We start from the raw sequence: 16,319 nt of genomic DNA on the forward strand, positions 1-16,319 counted from the left end.
CTTTTGATCGTGCGGGCCGCTCAGCCCGCAGAGAAAAATTAATTGGAACCTAATAACAACGAACCATTATCACCACTTTGGGGGTTGCTGAACAACTGTTGCCCGGCTCCCGGTGCGGCTTTCAGCACCCAGACACGACCATAATGATTGTAGAAACCGGCCAGATGAGCAGCATCCGGACCAACGCCCTGATAGATGTCAAAATGCTGGCCTTTAATCGCCCCGCCAACATCCAGCGCCACCATCAGGCGCATTTCGTATTTACCGTTAAATTTGCCCTTTTCATTAAGCTGCGGCACTTCCGCCAGCAGCGCAGTCCCGGCAGGGATCAGCGAACGGTCAGACGCCACCGAGGCTTTGGCAATCAGCGGCACTGCGCTGGCCCCTCGCACCGGTACATACTCTTCCGGTTTGAAGAACACGAAAGATTGGTTCGTTTCCAGCAGCGCACGCACTTCTTCCGGTGAATGCTCCTGCGCCCACTGACGAATCGCCTGCATCGACATATCTTCGCGTTTCACTTCACCGCGATCGATCAGCTCTTTACCAATGCTGTGATAGGCCCAGCCGTTTTTGCCGCCGTAACCAAAGAAGCGCAATGGACGTCCATCACCAAAGTCCACATAGCCGCTACCCTGCACGTCCATCATAAAGTTGTCGATCAGCGAGTTGCTGTAAGCAATGACGTAACGGTCGTCGAGACCACCACTATAGATAGAAGCGCGGCTCGGTAACTTCTGCCCACTTCGGCGCGGTGGCATACGGTAAATCGGGTACTGGAACTCACCCTGGCGGGTATAGCGTGCTTCAACCACCGGCGTGTAGTAACCGGTGAACTGTACGTTGCCGTAGTTATCAGTCCCTTCCATCTGATAAGCATTCAGGCCGAACTGGCGCAACTGACGGGTATCACCGCCCGACATTAGCCAGCTTTCAATCGCGCTGTAGGTACCGGTGTTGCGGCCATACAATCCAGAAGACGCAGACTGAATCTGGCGAATCTGATCACCAAAATCCCGGCCATTCACCGGACGCCCTTTGGCATTCGGTTGATTGACCAGACCCAGCGGCTGATCCAGCTTGCCATCAATATATTGCTGGCCACGATCCGTAGGTTTGGAGCTACAACCTGCCAGCAGCGCGAGAAATGCGCCAGTAAGTGCATACTTCACACGATTTGCTTTCATGACCTTCTCTTTTTATCGATAGTTTGCATGGCGACGATAGCAAAGGGGCAGACAGAATGAAATCCACCACCGAGTGCAACCTTGATATGCGTACAATAAATAACCTATTGGTGGTTTTATTCACCAACTGGCTGTAAATTTTGTGCTTTCTGTCAAAAAGGGGTTGCATCGCGGCGCGTGCGGAGTATAGTGCGCATCCACGGACGCGGGGTGGAGCAGCCTGGTAGCTCGTCGGGCTCATAACCCGAAGGTCGTCGGTTCAAATCCGGCCCCCGCAACCAACTCTTCTTAAATGAAGAGAGACAATGTGAAAAGTCGCACAGCGACAGACGGACGCGGGGTGGAGCAGCCTGGTAGCTCGTCGGGCTCATAACCCGAAGGTCGTCGGTTCAAATCCGGCCCCCGCAACCAATACAAATAAGCACCTTAACGGGTGTTTTTTTGTTTCTGGCGTCCGGAAAATAGCGGCATCCCTGCCGCAACCCTTAGCGATGTGCCAGCACCGCGCCCTTGTCAAAATAGGCTTTGATGCCATGCAGGATGGCTTCTGCCACCTGATGCTGATAACGCGGCGTGCGCAGCTTCCTTTCTTCTTCCACATTACTGATAAACGCCGTCTCCACCAGAATCGACGGGATATCCGGTGCTTTTAACACCGCAAAGCCGGCCTGATCCACCGTCCGTTTATGCAGATGGTTGATGTGCCCCATGCGCGACAAGACCTCTTTACCAAATTTCAGGCTGTCGTGGATGGTCTGACGCTGCACCATATCGAACATGGTATGATCGAGATAGCGATCACCACTCTTGCTGACGCCGCCAATCAGGTCCGATTCATTCTGGGTTTGCGCCAGGAAACGTGCCGCAGCGGAGGTTGCACCGCTGGTAGAAAGCGCAAACACCGACGAACCGCGCGCCGCCCGACTGGTAAAGGCATCGGCGTGAATGGATACAAACAAATCCGCCCGTTGCTTACGCGCTTTTGCCACCCGCACGCGCAGCGGAATAAACACATCTTCGTTGCGCGTCATATAGGCTTTCATATTCGGTTGTTTGTCGATCAACGCTTTCAGATAGCGCCCCATCTTTAGCACAATATCTTTTTCACGCGTTTTGTATTTGCCATGCGCCCCGGGATCTTCACCGCCATGTCCCGGATCGATCATGATGATGATCGGACGGTCGCGCCCGGCTTTTCCGGGTAACGGTGCCTGCGCAGGCTGATCGCGATCCAAATCGCCCTGGTTGTAATCCTGGAGTAACGCCAGTAGCGGATCCTCTTCCGGCTGACGCTGGCTGGGATAGAGATCGACCACCAAACGGTGCTTAATGCCCGCTACCGGATCGAGGGTGAAGCTGCGCGGGGCTACGCTGCGCTTTAGTTCCAGCACGATACGCACCGTATTGGGATCGAACTGTCCGACGCGTGCGGTTTTGATATAGGGATCATCCACACGTACCAGTTTATCGACGCCTTTCAGCACGGGATTGATATGCAGATTGTTGATGTCGATAACCAGGCGATCGGGATTGCTGAGAGTGAATTGTTTGTATTGCAGCGGAACGTTAGATTCCAGGGTAACGCGCGAGTAGGTCGACGAGGGCCAGATACGCACGGCCACGATATGCTGGCTGGCCGCCAGCCCGCTGCGCGTCACGCTCAGCAACCATAAAGCGCCTGCCCCTTGTAACAATCGTCGGCGTGAAAAAAAAGGATTTACGTCAAACATGCCTCTCCAGCTACTGTGTAATGTCTAAAATATCGCCAGTTGAGTAAAAGAAGATGAAAACTTTATCCAGTCCCTGGTGCCTTCTCACTTCGGAAAAGCCAGATAATGCAGGCTGTTAGCACAGGTTGCATCACAAAATTCGTAAAGTAACGTCAGGTTCGCCGCTTGCATTACGGCGCAATAAAGCATAAAAATACAAAAATTTCGAATAATCATTCACAGAGGGTTTGCCGTGAAGGAACGTAGTACTGAACTGGTTCAGGGTTTTCGCCATACCGTTCCCTATATAAATGCCCACCGTGGCAAGACCTTTGTCATTATGCTGGGTGGTGAGGCCATCGAGCATGATAACTTCTCCAGCATCGTTAACGATATTGGTCTGCTGCATAGTCTCGGCATCCGCCTGGTGGTGGTTTACGGTGCACGTCCGCAGATTGATGCCAGCATGGCGCAACAGCAGCTGGAACCGACGTATCACAAACATACGCGTGTCACCGATGCGCAGTCGCTGGAACTGGTAAAACAGGCTGCGGGTCGCTTACAACTCGATATCACTGCGCGTTTGTCGATGAGTCTGAACAATACCCCATTGCAGGGTGCGCATATCAATGTGGTCAGCGGTAACTTCATCATCGCGCAACCTCTGGGTGTGGATGATGGCGTGGATTACTGCCACAGCGGACGTATTCGCCGCATTGATGAAGAAGCCATTCATCGTCAGCTTGATAACGGGGCAATTGTCTTGCTCGGCCCGGTTGCCGTATCCGTTACCGGTGAGAGTTTTAACCTGACCTCAGAAGAAGTCGCCACTCAGCTGGCGATCAAACTGAAAGCGGAAAAAATGATTGGTTTCTGCTCCGAGCAGGGCGTGACCAACCGCGAGGGCGACATTATTTCCGAGCTGTTCCCGAACGATGCTCAGGCACGTATTGAAGAAATGGAAAGCGAAGGCGACTTCCTCTCCGGCACGGTGCGTTTTCTGCGTGGCGCAGTCAAAGCCTGTCGCAGCGGCGTGCGGCGCAGCCATTTGATCAGCTATCAGGAAGACGGTGCGCTGTTGCAGGAGCTGTTCTCCCGTGACGGTATTGGTACGCAGATTGTGATGGAGTCCGCCGAGCAGATTCGCCGTGCCACCATCAACGATATCGGCGGCATCCTTGAGCTGATTCGCCCGCTGGAGCAGCAAGGGATTCTGGTTCGTCGCTCACGCGAACAGCTGGAAATGGAGATCGACAAGTTCACCATTATTGAACGCGATAACCTGACCATTGCCTGTGCGGCGCTCTATCCGTTCCCGGACGAGCAGATTGGTGAGATGGCCTGTGTGGCGGTTCACCCGGACTATCGCAGTTCGTCACGCGGCGAAGCGCTGCTGCAACGCGTGGCATTGCAGGCACGGCAGATGGGGCTGAAAAAGTTGTTCGTCCTGACCACTCGCAGTATTCATTGGTTCCAGGAACGCGGCTTTACCCCGGTAGATATCGAGTCGCTGCCGGAAAGTAAGAAAAAAATGTACAACTACCAGCGCCGCTCGAAGGTACTGATGGCGGATTTGCGCTAACTTTTCCACCTGCCGTAGTGGCGCGATAAATCGCGCCGCTACAGCCTCTCCAGCAAGCCACTTCTACGCTGCGTGCGCAGTTGCACCGCGCGGCGAAATACCCCGTCATCGCTGTACAACGTCAATTGACGACGGGCGCGGGTGATGGCGGTATAAATCAGTTCACGCGTCAGCACCGGCAAAAACTGCGCCGGCATGACCAGCGCGGTATGATCAAACTCCGATCCCTGAGATTTATGCACCGTCATCACCCAGGCTGTGTCATGCGCGGGCAAGCGGCTGGGTTGCACAGCTTTGATGGTGCCATCCGGTAACGGGAAAAAGACTTTCAGTAGCCCTTCTTCATCCAGCAGGGTAATGCCAATGTCGCCATTAAACAGCCCCAGAGCGCTATCGTTGCGCGTCACCATCACCGGTCGTCCCTGATACCAGCGGCTGCCACCGGTCGGTCGGCGAATTAACTGCAACTGAATCAGTTTCTGTTCAATACGCTGGTTCAGTCCCTGCACACCAAAAGGCCCTTCACGTAACGCGCACAACAGTTGGTAACGGCCAAAGGCATGAATAATCGCCGCCGGTTCGGCGCATTCGGCAACCAGATGCAGGTAAGGTCGATATCCCTCAGCCACCTGCGTCAGCATCGCCTGATAGGCATCGGCATCGCTCAGCGTTTGGCGAGAGATATCGCTGAACCCGGCACCAAACACGCGCTCAACCGCAACCGCATCACCCTGATTGACTGCGGCTGCCAGCTGTCCTATGCCCGATTGGGCGTCAAAGCGATAGCTGGTACGCAGCAGGCAGATCGCATCGCGTACCAACGGTGCGTTTGCATCCTCCCTGCCCGTCACCACACAGCCGGTGAGTTGGCTCAGTAGCGCCGCCCGTGCCGGACTGTAACCGGCTTCCCCACAGCGGCAGATATCGCCCAGCACCGCCCCCGCTTCCACTGACGCCAGTTGATCGCGATCGCCAAGGAAGATCACCCGAGCCTGCGGTGGCAGCGCGGCGATCAAATTCGCCATCATGCCAAGATCAACCATTGAAGCCTCATCCACCACCAACACATCCAGATGCAAGGGATTACCAGCGTGATAACGTAAACGCTGGGTTTCCGGCTGCGCCCCCAACAGACGGTGCAGCGTGGTGGCTTCTGCCGGGAAGCACAGCCGTTCTTCGTTGCTGACGTCAAGCTGCCGTAGCGCTTTACCCAGAGACTCGGTCAGACGCGCGGCCGCTTTTCCGGTCGGTGCAGCCAGTTGAATACGCAAAGGAGTGGTGCTCAGGCGAATCAGCGCGGCCAGCAGTTTTGCCACGGTGGTGGTTTTGCCCGTGCCAGGGCCACCAGAAATCACCGCAGTTTTCTGCGTCAACGCCACCGCGGCGGCGATCTTCTGCCAGTCCTCCGGTTGCGTGCCAAACAGCGAGTCCAGTACCTGACGCACGCGTTCTGGCGCGAATTGCTGCGGGGCCACATCGGTGCGGAAAAAGTGCGCGACCTGGCCTTCGTTCTGCCATAACCGATGCAGATAGAGCCGCTGTTGCGTCAGGATAATGGGGGTGGCCTGTGTGCCATCACTCAGTGCGTGCCAGTCATGAAACAACGCCTGCCAATCCTGGGGAGCACCCGCGGCCTGCCAAATGGCCTGAGCCAGCTCCGGATGGCGACCATTAAATAATCCCTCAGGCGTCAGCTGTGATAACGGCAGGCAAACGTGGCCCTCACCGGCTTCCGCACTGAGACAAGCCGCCACCAACAAGCGTGCTGGTTGCAGGTCATCCGCCAACAAGCAGGCAAACTGAATATCCAGAGGGCGCAACAAACGCAACGCCATCGCCTGAGTCAGCAGCGCGGTCATGCTACTCATGCTGTCGCTCCTTCGCCGCGAAACAGGCCATCCAGTTGGGTAATAAATGCGTGAGATGGCCGGGTATGGAACACCCCATTGGCAGGCGAACTGCCATCCATGCCACGTAAAAACAGATAAAACACGCCACCAAAATGCTGTTCATAATCGTAATCTGCCAGCCGGTGACGCAGATAACGGTGCAGCGCCAGGCTATACAGCTGATACTGCAAATCGTAACGGTGATCGATCATCGCCTGAGCCATCGCCTGCGGCGTGTAAGCGCCATGACTGTCGCCCAACCAGTTGGATTTATAGTCCAGCAAATAATATTTACCCTGCCAGCGGAACACCAAATCGATAAAGCCTTTCAGCATGCCCTGTACCTGGCGGAAATCAAGCGGCGGGGCTTGTTCGGATAGCGTGTCATGGCTTTTTACCAGTGCATCCAGGGTTGCGGCCTGCAACATACCGTCAATCGGCAGAAAAAACGCCATCTCCACCAGACGATCCTGGGCCTGAACGCCTGCCAGATGAATACCCTGCGCATCAAGTGGCGTACTCACCACCCTGGCAATCCAATCACTCAACATCGGTTGCCAGTGCAACGGATAGCCATTCTGTTGCAAATGCTGCTCCAGTGCTTCAGCCGTCGGCGGCTGGGTGAAATCCAGCGACTCAAACAACTCATGCAAAAACGTGCCGGGGGCGGCACCGCGTGGAAAATGGTGTGGCGTCAACGCGGAAGGGGGTGGCTCACCCGCTGCATCGCCGGAGGCATCCACATCAAACCCCGGCATCACCTCCAGCAAACGGCTGCTGCCATGTTGTTGTAGGCCGGAATAGCTGGTGACGCGCCAGGGATCGGCCAACATACGCGTCACTTCGCGTGCGCTTAACGCTTCTTCACTGACGGCCTGTGCCTGCCAGCGCATGGCATCAGATTCCCCAGCGAGCACCACTTCAGTACCGTCCGTGTTCATCTCCGCCAGCAGCATCGCCAGCTGCGAGGCGGTTGCCGCTTCACCGCGTTGCAGAAGATAACCAAGCGCGCTTTTATGCAGATCGCTGGCTCCCTCTTTCTTACGCGTGCCACGAAACAACGGGGCCACGCCGACGCTACAGTGATAAACCGAACGCGTCAGCGCCACATAGAGCAGGCGCAAATCTTCCGCCAGACGCTCCTGCTCCGCCAGTGCCAGGCTGGCTTCATCGTTTTGCAAATCGAGCACCGCACCGAAGTTTTCCCGGTCGTGATACAGCGCGGTATCCGCTTCACGGAAACCGGCAGCAAACGGCAGCCACACCAATGGGTATTGCAACCCTTTCGATTTATGGATGGTGACGATCTGCACCAGATGACGATCGCTTTCCAGACGCAGTTGCTGGCTGGCCGCCTGGCTGTCCGGGCGAGCAATTTGCTGCGCCAAATGGCGCACCAGGGCATGAGGGCTGTCGAGCTGGCTGGCCGCTTCCTGCAACAGCTCGCCAAGATGCAGTAAGTCAGTCAGGCGACGTTCACCGTTTTCCGATGCCAGCAGATTTTCCGCCAACTGACGCTCCAGCATCATCTGACGTAACATAGGCAGCACGCCGCGCTGCTGCCACAGCAGCTGCCAGCGGGCGAAGGTGTCTACCAGTTGATCCCATCCGCGTGCATCCTGGTCGAGCATGTCCAGTTGCGCCGCATCAAAGGCAAACAATGATGTTGCCAGCGCGGTACGCAACATCCGTTCCTGCTCAGGTGCCAGTATCGCCTGAAGCAACCACAGCAGCTCACGCGCTTCTGGCGTGGTATAGACGCTGTCGCGGTTCGATAGATACACTGACGGAATTGCCAGCTGATTCAACGCCTCACGAATCAGATTGGCTTCATTGCGGCTACGTACCAGCACGGTGATATCGGAGGCCTGAACCGGTCGCAATGCCGGGGCTTTTCCCAGCATCGCGCGCTGTTCCTGGCCCGCCTGTAGCCAACGACTGATATCTGCCGCGCACTGCTGCGCCAGCAACTGCTGATAATCTCCCACGCTACACCCGTCACCAGGTTGTAGCCAGAAACGCAGAGCCGCCTGCGGTTGTTGATCAAGATTGAGCGTCAGCGCCTGATTGGCGGTGGCAAAGTTGACCGCCAGAAAAGGAATATCGGCAAACAGAAACGGCGCGTCGAGCCGAGAAAACAGCTGGTTGACGCTGGTCACCATGGGTGGCGATGAGCGCCAGTTGGTGTCGAGCGTATAGTGGGCGCTTACATCATTACGGGCGCGAATATAGGTAAAAATATCCGCCCCGCGAAAAGCATAAATGGCCTGCTTGGGATCGCCGATCAACAGTAACGCATGCTCAGGCTGATTAACGTACAGCGTGCTGAAAATGCGGTATTGCAACGGGTCGGTATCCTGAAACTCATCAATCAGCGCAACCGGAAAACGCTGCCGAATGGCCTCGGCCAGCTGCGCGCCGCCAGGTTGTTGCAGCGCTTCATCCAGACGGCTCAGCAAGTCATCAAAACCGAGCAGCGCATGCAGGCGCTTCTCTTTACGAACCGCTGCCCGAACTTCAGTCAGCGCCCGGGCGATGACCAGGTCACGCAACGTTATCGGCTGTGCCAGAAAGTGATCAATCGCGGTAAACAACGCATGATGCGGTGCCTCACCTTTTTTGGTCTTCTCATCCAGCACCTGCTGACCAAAGCGCGCCAGTTCAGGTGGTACCTGATAATCACGCGTCTCGCTTTGCGCCCAGAGAGAGACTTTACTCACCCACAGGGGCAGGTTTTTACTGCTGTAACTGCGCTTATCGACACCGGAATCACCGATCAGGCTCACAATGTCGTCACTCAGCGCGGCCCAACGCGCCTTGATATCCGCTATACGTGCCAGGTTCTGCGCATGGCGTGCTGCCAGCGTTTCATCCGCTGCCGGGGGGGATTGTAAAGTGGGCGTTTCCCCCTGTAACCAGGGGCGCAAAGTGGCCAGCAACTGCTCCGGACCACTCCATTCCGCCACGATGGCGCGCGCCACATCCAGCGACAGTGGATAACAGTGGCGTCGCCAAAAATCAGCGGTGGCCTGTTTCAGCAGCTGCTGCTCATCTTCAATCAATTGCTGCTCAAACAACATGCCCGATTCAAACGCATTGAGGTTGAGCATGCGCTGACAAAAACCATGGATGGTGAAAATTGCCGCTTCATCCATCTGCCGCTCCGCTGCCAGCAGCAGCGAAGCGGCATCCGCCGGTTGTGGCATCTCCGTCAGCAACTGCGCCAGCATCGGGTTGTTGCTGTGGCCACGAATACAGGCCAGCCGCAATTCATGGATGTTGGCGCGAATGCGCCCACGTAATTCAGCAGTCGCGGCTTCGGTGAACGTCACCACCAGGATCTCTTCCACCGAAAGCGGACGCGGATAAGCCCGTTCGCCCCCCAGCCCGAGCAACAGGCGCAGGTAAAGCAGACCGATGGTAAAGGTTTTCCCTGTGCCTGCGGATGCCTCAATTAATCGCTCGCCACGTAACGGCAGCGTTAGCGGGTTGAGCGATTCCGGGCGCAGACTCATTGGGCGTCACTCTTAACCGGCAGCGACTGTTGCAACTGGGAAACTTCCTGCCAGGTCGTCCAGTCAGGTAGCTGGGCGTAATCGTCTTTCACCGTACCATCGTGGCTGCCGCCGATTTGCGAAATCATTGCCATACCCTGTTGTGCCAGCACCGCCTGATGGAAGAAATCAGCTAAACCGACGGGGGTCAGCTGCTGAATCTGAGCGACCACCTTTTCACGGGTATCAAAGGCAAAATTCTGTCGGTTGAAATCGCGATTATAGCGATTAGCTTCCTCATCCAGCGTTTGCGGACGTTGCTGTAAATCGTTGATCATCGCCTGTTGATACTGCGCAAACTCCTCCGGCTTCATGCTACGCAGGCGCTGCTCGGCCTGTGGGTAGAACGCCTGGAAGCGTTGCAGCAGGTACGAAGGTTGTTTGCTATTGCTCTGCAACAGGAAACCGATGCCCCACTGACGTCCTACCGGCATCTGGAAAGCAAATACCGCATAGCCCAGCTGTTCAACCGTGCGCAATTGGTTGTAGAACCACGGCTGGACGATTTGGCTCAGCATCGAGCTGTTCGCCATGCTTTGGTATTCGCTGTAACCCAGCGGGACATAGAGCGCGGCCAGTGCCGAATCGGTGCTGCTACCCGCTTTTTGCAGATTGGCTTTGACCGGTTTCTCTATCGCCACATAGTTGCTGTGCCAGTAGCTATGACCATCGCTCTGCAACTGCTGTTTCAGATCCTCACCCAGCTGTTTAACCCGATCCGCCGGGAGGTTACCCACCACGATCATTTCTGGCGTGGCATGATGGATCAGCGCATCACGGTAGTCGGTCACTTGCTTCAGGGTAATATCTTTCACCAGCTTGCGACGGACTTCTCGCTGGGTATAAGGCAGCTGCGACAGCATCTGCATCGGCTGGATCGCCAACTCAAAGGCTTTACCTTTGTCGGCGGACTCCAGCTGATCAAGATACCAGGATTTGGCCTGTTCCAGTTGTTGCTCCGTCGGGGTGAAGGTGGCATAGCCTTCCACCAGCTTTTTCAACAGTTCCGGCAAACGCTGAGTGAAGCCGCTGGCGTTAAACTCCAGGCCATCATTTTCCCCGGTGGAGAAACTGATTCCGCCGACCGATGCCTGCGAGTTCAGCTGATCCAACGCCAGGCTGGAGAGATAGTCATTCAGGCCAAACAACACTTGTTGCTGCGCATCGCTGATCGCCGCTTTGTTGCGCAGCGCCAGGGTGATGGCGGCTTTAGGTTCGCTGGCGTAGAACTGGCTCGGCATCCAGAAAATACGCATGTTGTCGCCGGTGGTCAGCGCCACTGGATGCGTGTAGGTTTTGCCATCAGACGGCATGATGGAGAAATCTGACGGGATATACGGGTTAAGCGTCGGCAACGACAGCTGGATGGCTGCCGCACGCTGCTGCCAGTCGCTGAACTGGGCATCAGTGATTTTATCCACCTGATAAGGTGCATTAACAAAGTAGGCTTCTTTGTTGTGCGGTTCCTGCGGGCTGATATACCAGATACGCGCATTCTGCGGTGTCATCTCCGCCAGACGTGCTTTGATCGCAGCGGGATCATAATCATCGGCCAGATATGGCGCATCCAGCGCATGCTCGATAGGCACGCGCAGCATGGTATCGACCAGCCATTCGATGTAATCCATATCACGGGTGATGGAGGGATAACGGAAATCCAGCGCCAGTACATGGGAAACTTCATCGAAATAGGCTTTATCGATGCCTTTATTGCGCAGCATGTCGAGGTAACTGAAGATCGCCGCCACCACTTCGTCACGCTGTGCCAGACCTTTATCGGTCAGGGACACGGTAATGGCGAACACACCGCTGGTGCGTTCCGTCATCGGATCGGCTCCGGCGTTGACACCGTCCGCCAGTCCCTGCCGTTGCAGCCAGTCGTTCAGGGTGTTTTTGCTACGATTCCCCAGCAGGTAGCTGATCAAGGTATCCGTTTTGCTGCGGAAACGGTCACTGTTATTGGCAATGCGGAACTCAATTTTCAGCTGCTTGCGCGGCTGGGCAGGCACGTAATGAATGATGATGCCTTTCTGTGCATCGGTCACCACCGGTACATTGATATCCGGGACTTTAGCCTGATGATTGGTGACGCGGCCAAAGGTTTTCGCCGCGATATCCGCCATTTCCGGCAACGGTTTATTGCTGTAAATCACCGCTTTCATCAGGTTGGCTGAGTAGTGGCTGTGATAGAAATCAAGCAATGCCTGATGCAACTTGCTATCCGGTTTATCTTTCAGCGTGTCGAGGTTACCGCCAGAAAAACGTGCACCGGGATGTGCCGGGTTGAGGGTCTCCGCGCCCACCTGTGCCATGCGTAAGCCATCACGCGAGCGTGCCATCGTCAGTTCCGCATTCACCGCATGCCGCTCACGATCGGCGTTCACCGGATCAAGTAACGGCTCGGCAATCGCATCAGCCAAACGATCCACCGCCGGTTGCAGTGCATCATTTTCCACTTCCAGATAAAACGCCGTGCGATAAGACGCTGTGCTGGCATTATGGCTGCCGCCATGTTTTTTCAGGAATTCTGCGAGGTTATCCGGCTGCGGATAAAGCTTCGACCCCATCAGCACCATATGTTCAAGGTAGTGCGCCAGCCCCAGTTGTTGATTGGGATCGTCGAGCGATCCTATCGGTAAGGTCAGAGCTGCCAGCGACTTGGGTGCGGCGGGATCGGAGACCAGTAAAACGGTCATACCGTTTGTCAGCGTAATCGCCTGATAGGCGCGTGGATCGTGATCGCTTTTACGAATGGTTTCATTGACTGGCTGCCAGCCGCCTTGCTCATCAGCCACAGCAAACAGTGCTGTGACGCTCAACAGCAGCGCCGCTATCCAGCGTGCGTAAATCCGCATTTAAACCCCTTACGTTACCCTTTACCGCTGGCTGTGCACCTGGCGGTCAAAAAAAGACTTTTTTATAGTGGTGAGGACGACATCCTGTCACATCGTCACCCAATTGCTATTCATCATCCTGATGTGCCAGACGCACCGGTAAATACCAGCGTCGTGCCGCATCAGTGATTGCCTGTAATGCCGCGTCATCAAGCACGCGACTCAGACGCTGGAGGTAAGGATCACTGCCCTCGCCTTCCAGTTGAAAACCGCCCTGCCAGGCCTGTAACAGCCGACTGCGCGCTTTGCTTTGTGTGGCTTCGTCATTCAATAACTGGCCGGTTTTGGCATCAAAACTCGCATCCAGCCAAGCTCCGCCGGATTTATTCAACAGCATCAGTGGCTGCGCTAACCCCGCCTGATACCCGGCCACATACTCCTGCAACACACTCAGTGCCTGTTCACGAGGCAGTGCGTTAAAACGCCAGCGGCTCTGTTTACGTCCATACATCCGGCTTTCGCCACTGCCCCCCAACGCGCAATACACCAGATGCTCCAGCCACAACAGCAAACCATCATTCATATTGAGCACGCCGGGACGCCAGCGCAGCAGTCCATCAGCTTGCACCTGGGTAAGCCAGCCGGTCAACTGCACATCGCCAAGCAGCAGATCCACTTCCCAGCTTTCCGCCGCCTGACGTTGTCCACTGACCTCAGCGGCCACTTCCTGCATCTCTTCGGTCTGGCTTTGCCAGAAAAGTTCCCCAAAAGCACCATAAGGCAGGTTACCTGCCGCGCGATGACGGGCATACAACTGTGATGGGTCCTCTCCGGCGACCAGGGTATTCAACAACTGTGCGTTGATCTGGTAGCGTTCGAGACTGTCTGGAGCGAAAGGTTCGCTGTCCGGCAATTCACTCTCTTCCATCCAGAATGCGACGCCCAGTCGCTGCTGGAACCAGGCCCGCACCGGGTGACGCCAAAAACGCAGCAGCTGTTCCAGCGATAACGTGGTGATAGGCAGCGCATCCAGGGGTTGGACAAAATCAGGTTGTGCTTCCCCCTGCCCTGCGGCGGCAGGTAACCACTCGGCGGCAAAACTTTGCCCGTGACGTCCCGGCAGATAGTTTTCGGTGGCAAACGGCATACGGCTGTGCAGAATCTGTAAATGCTCACGCACACGCTGCTCGCTGACATCCGGTTCACTATCTTCGTCGCCTGGCAGGCAGAAACTCTGACCGAGATAATCCACCAGTTCCGTGACCAGCACCGAAGGATAGCGTTCTGTATTGTCCTGAATCGCTCGACCAATAAAGCTGATGTACAACTGTTGCTGCGCGGAAATTATCGCTTCAAGGAACAGATAGCGGTCATCATCACGGCGACTGCGATCGCCTTTACGCATCTGTTGCTGCATCAGGTCAAAACCAAGGGGTGCCAGGGTGCGCGGGTAGACGCCATCATTCATGCCCAGCAAACACACCACTTTAAACGGAATCGAACGCATCGGCATCAGCGTACAGAAATTAACCGGACCTGCAAGGAATCGCTGACTGATTCGTTGCTGATCGAGCCGCGAGCGGAGCTCATCACGCAGCAACGTCACCGGAATCACCTGTTGATATGCAGCCTGCATACCCTGCTCGATAATCTGCTTCCACTGGGTTTCCACCAGCATCAACGCCGCTTCACTTTCGCTATCACCGTTGAAAAAGCTGTCAATTAATTCACGACATAACGGTAGCCAGTCATTAAGGGTGCGCTCCTGGGCTAACCGCGTGCGCCATGCCTCCAGCTTTGCCAGGAGCTCCGCCAGATACCCCGCCAGTTCGGCAATCAGCCCGGTGGATTCGTCGTAAGGCAGAATGCCTTGCCAGTCACCGTTGCGGCTTTCCAGCGCATAACCGAGCAGCATACGTTGCAGGCCGAAGCGCCAGGTGTGCTGTCCGGTGACCGGGAGAGCCAGCGCTTCCACGCTGGCATCATCCAGCCCCCAACGAATCCCGGACTCCATCACCCAGCGGCGTAGCAGGCGCAATCCGCTTTCGTCTACCGAGAAGCGCTGCGCCAACGCCGGAACTTCCAGCAGTGCCAGCACCTCTTCCGAGGCGAAACGGCTGTCCGGCAGCGCCAACAGGCTCAGCAGCGCCAGAATGGCCGGATGCGCCTGGCTGGCACGGCGATCTGAGATAGCAAACGGCAAATAGCGCGAAGCCGGCGCGCTGGCGAACACTGCCTGAATAAACGGCGCGTAGCTGTCGATATCGGCCACCATCACGATGATATCGCGCGGCTTCAGGTCGGGATCGGCTTCCATCAATGCCAACAAATGATCCTGTAAGATCTCCACTTCACGCTGGGCGCTATGGCACACCTGAATGGTCAACGAATGATCCTGCGGGTCCAGCAAACGCTTGCCGTGGCTGTCCGCCAGTTCTCCCGCGTTGACACCCAGCACCGCATTATCTTCCAGGTTGAGTAAATCCGCCTGCAACGCATGCAGCAAAGTATCCGTGGGCATTTCCACAAAAGCATCAATATCGTTAGCGGCCGCTTCCATCTGACTCAGCAGGAACAGATTATCGCGCCCTAACTTGCCCCACGACGCCAGTAGTGGGTTAGTTAACTGTTGTTCACCGGCGGCATTAAACAGCGCCGGTGCCAGTGCAGGATCGCGGAACAGCGGCTGCTGCTCTGTTGAATGAAGTCGGCGACGCTGACGGCTCTGGAGTTTAGCCAGAAAGGCGTAATCCTGGATATCGCCCCAGTAATGACGGCAGGGATTGGTAAACAGGAGATGAATATCGATGTGGCGTCCCAACGCCTCCAGCGCCTGCAAATAGACGGGCGGCAGTGCCGATATCCCGCAGATAAACACGCGCTGTGGCAGGCCCGGTGGCGGACTTTTGGCCTGTTCCAGCGTCTGGATAAAGCGCGCATACAAATTGGCGCGGTGCCACAATGGCTGACCAAGGCTCGCGGTAAAGTCGACCAGGTCGCGCCATAATGCCGCCTGCCACTGCTGTGAATCACCTAAGCCTTCAATCAACTCGCCGCGTTCCCAGCAATTCAGCCAATCCGAGCGATACACCAGATATTGGTCAAACAGGTCTGCAACGCGCGTACTGAGCTGATACAGCTTGCGCTTGTCATCATCATCATGCAGGTAGTGGCGCAGCGGCTGAAACGCCTCTTGCTCCAGCAAAGTTGGCAGGCGATGCATCAGCTTCCAGCTCATACTGGCTTTGGTGAAGGCGCTTTCTTTTGGGATATCCGGCAACACCTGCACAAACATGTTCCAGATAAAGGTGGCAGGGAGCGGAAAGTCGATGTTTGCCGCAATGCCAAAGCTCTGCGCCAGTTCCATCTGCAACCATTGCGCCATACCGGGGCTTTGTACCAGTACTTGTTCGGCCGCGAGAGGGTCCGCAAGGGGTTCTAGTTTAATCAACGTGACCGCCAGATCTTTTAACAGGTCAAGCTGATTGGAGTGGTAAACCCGGAACATGAAGACTCCTGATAAATAAAAAACGGTGCAGCCTGGTCACTCTACCCTGTATCGTC

General features: G+C 55.9%; 7 protein-coding genes and 2 tRNA genes. 3 read left to right on the plus strand and 6 right to left on the minus strand.

The window, feature by feature from the left end; translation table 11 throughout:
• Positions 1-38: 38 nt before the first annotated feature.
• Positions 39-1,187, minus strand: coding sequence for a murein transglycosylase A (gene mltA, locus PAT9B_RS15755; RefSeq protein WP_013510270.1), 1,149 nt, complete (start codon positions 1,185-1,187; stop codon positions 39-41).
• A 204-nt stretch (positions 1,188-1,391) separates the two neighbouring features.
• Here mltA and PAT9B_RS15760 point away from each other — a divergent pair.
• Positions 1,392-1,468: transfer RNA gene (locus PAT9B_RS15760), tRNA-Met, on the plus strand.
• A 53-nt stretch (positions 1,469-1,521) separates the two neighbouring features.
• Positions 1,522-1,598 (plus strand) — tRNA-Met (locus PAT9B_RS15765).
• Between the two features lie 74 nt (positions 1,599-1,672).
• Here PAT9B_RS15765 and amiC read toward each other — a convergent pair.
• Entirely contained in the window at positions 1,673-2,917 is a 1,245-nt protein-coding gene (gene amiC, locus PAT9B_RS15770) for an N-acetylmuramoyl-L-alanine amidase AmiC (protein ID WP_013510271.1), read from the minus strand.
• A 232-nt stretch (positions 2,918-3,149) separates the two neighbouring features.
• On the opposite strand from amiC, the gene argA reads away from it, so the two are divergent.
• Positions 3,150-4,478 (plus strand): amino-acid N-acetyltransferase, encoded by a 1,329-nt coding sequence (gene argA, locus PAT9B_RS15775; RefSeq protein ID WP_013510272.1) that lies wholly within the window; start codon positions 3,150-3,152, stop codon positions 4,476-4,478.
• Between the two features lie 38 nt (positions 4,479-4,516).
• Here the strand turns inward: argA and recD are convergent, their stop codons facing one another.
• The 4 genes from recD to recC all read right to left on the minus strand — a co-directional run bounded on the left by recD (position 4,517) and on the right by recC (position 16,263).
• Positions 4,517-6,346 (minus strand): exodeoxyribonuclease V subunit alpha, encoded by a 1,830-nt coding sequence (recD, locus tag PAT9B_RS15780; RefSeq protein WP_013510273.1) that lies wholly within the window; start codon positions 6,344-6,346, stop codon positions 4,517-4,519.
• Positions 6,343-9,882 carry an exodeoxyribonuclease V subunit beta gene (recB, locus tag PAT9B_RS15785; RefSeq protein WP_013510274.1) on the minus strand — a complete coding sequence of 1,180 codons (3,540 nt, stop codon included), beginning with the start codon at positions 9,880-9,882 and terminating at the stop codon, positions 6,343-6,345. Before recB ends, recD begins: the two co-directional genes overlap by 4 nt.
• On the minus strand, positions 9,879-12,776 hold the full coding sequence (ptrA, locus tag PAT9B_RS15790; protein ID WP_013510275.1) for a pitrilysin: 2,898 nt from the start codon (positions 12,774-12,776) through the stop codon (positions 9,879-9,881). The genes recB and ptrA overlap by 4 nt, the downstream gene beginning before the upstream one ends.
• Positions 12,777-12,882: 106 nt before the next feature.
• The gene (recC, locus tag PAT9B_RS15795) at positions 12,883-16,263 is read right to left on the minus strand and encodes an exodeoxyribonuclease V subunit gamma (protein ID WP_013510276.1); all 3,381 of its coding nucleotides are present in this window, start codon (positions 16,261-16,263) and stop codon (positions 12,883-12,885) included.
• Positions 16,264-16,319: the final 56 nt, after the last annotated feature.

The organism is Pantoea sp. At-9b (assembly GCF_000175935.2).
Taxonomy (GTDB): domain Bacteria; phylum Pseudomonadota; class Gammaproteobacteria; order Enterobacterales; family Enterobacteriaceae; genus Pantoea.

Bases quoted from the DNA above. Each gene is read 5' to 3' on its own strand.
- mltA (WP_013510270.1), bottom strand. From the start codon at position 1,187: ATGAAAGCAAATCGTGTGAAGTATGCACTTACTGGCGCATTTCTCGCG.
- amiC (WP_013510271.1), bottom strand. From the start codon at position 2,917: ATGTTTGACGTAAATCCTTTTTTTTCACGCCGACGATTGTTACAAGGG.
- recD (WP_013510273.1), bottom strand. From the start codon at position 6,346: ATGAGTAGCATGACCGCGCTGCTGACTCAGGCGATGGCGTTGCGTTTG.
- recB (WP_013510274.1), bottom strand. From the start codon at position 9,882: ATGAGTCTGCGCCCGGAATCGCTCAACCCGCTAACGCTGCCGTTACGT.
- ptrA (WP_013510275.1), bottom strand. From the start codon at position 12,776: ATGCGGATTTACGCACGCTGGATAGCGGCGCTGCTGTTGAGCGTCACA.
- recC (WP_013510276.1), bottom strand. From the start codon at position 16,263: ATGTTCCGGGTTTACCACTCCAATCAGCTTGACCTGTTAAAAGATCTG.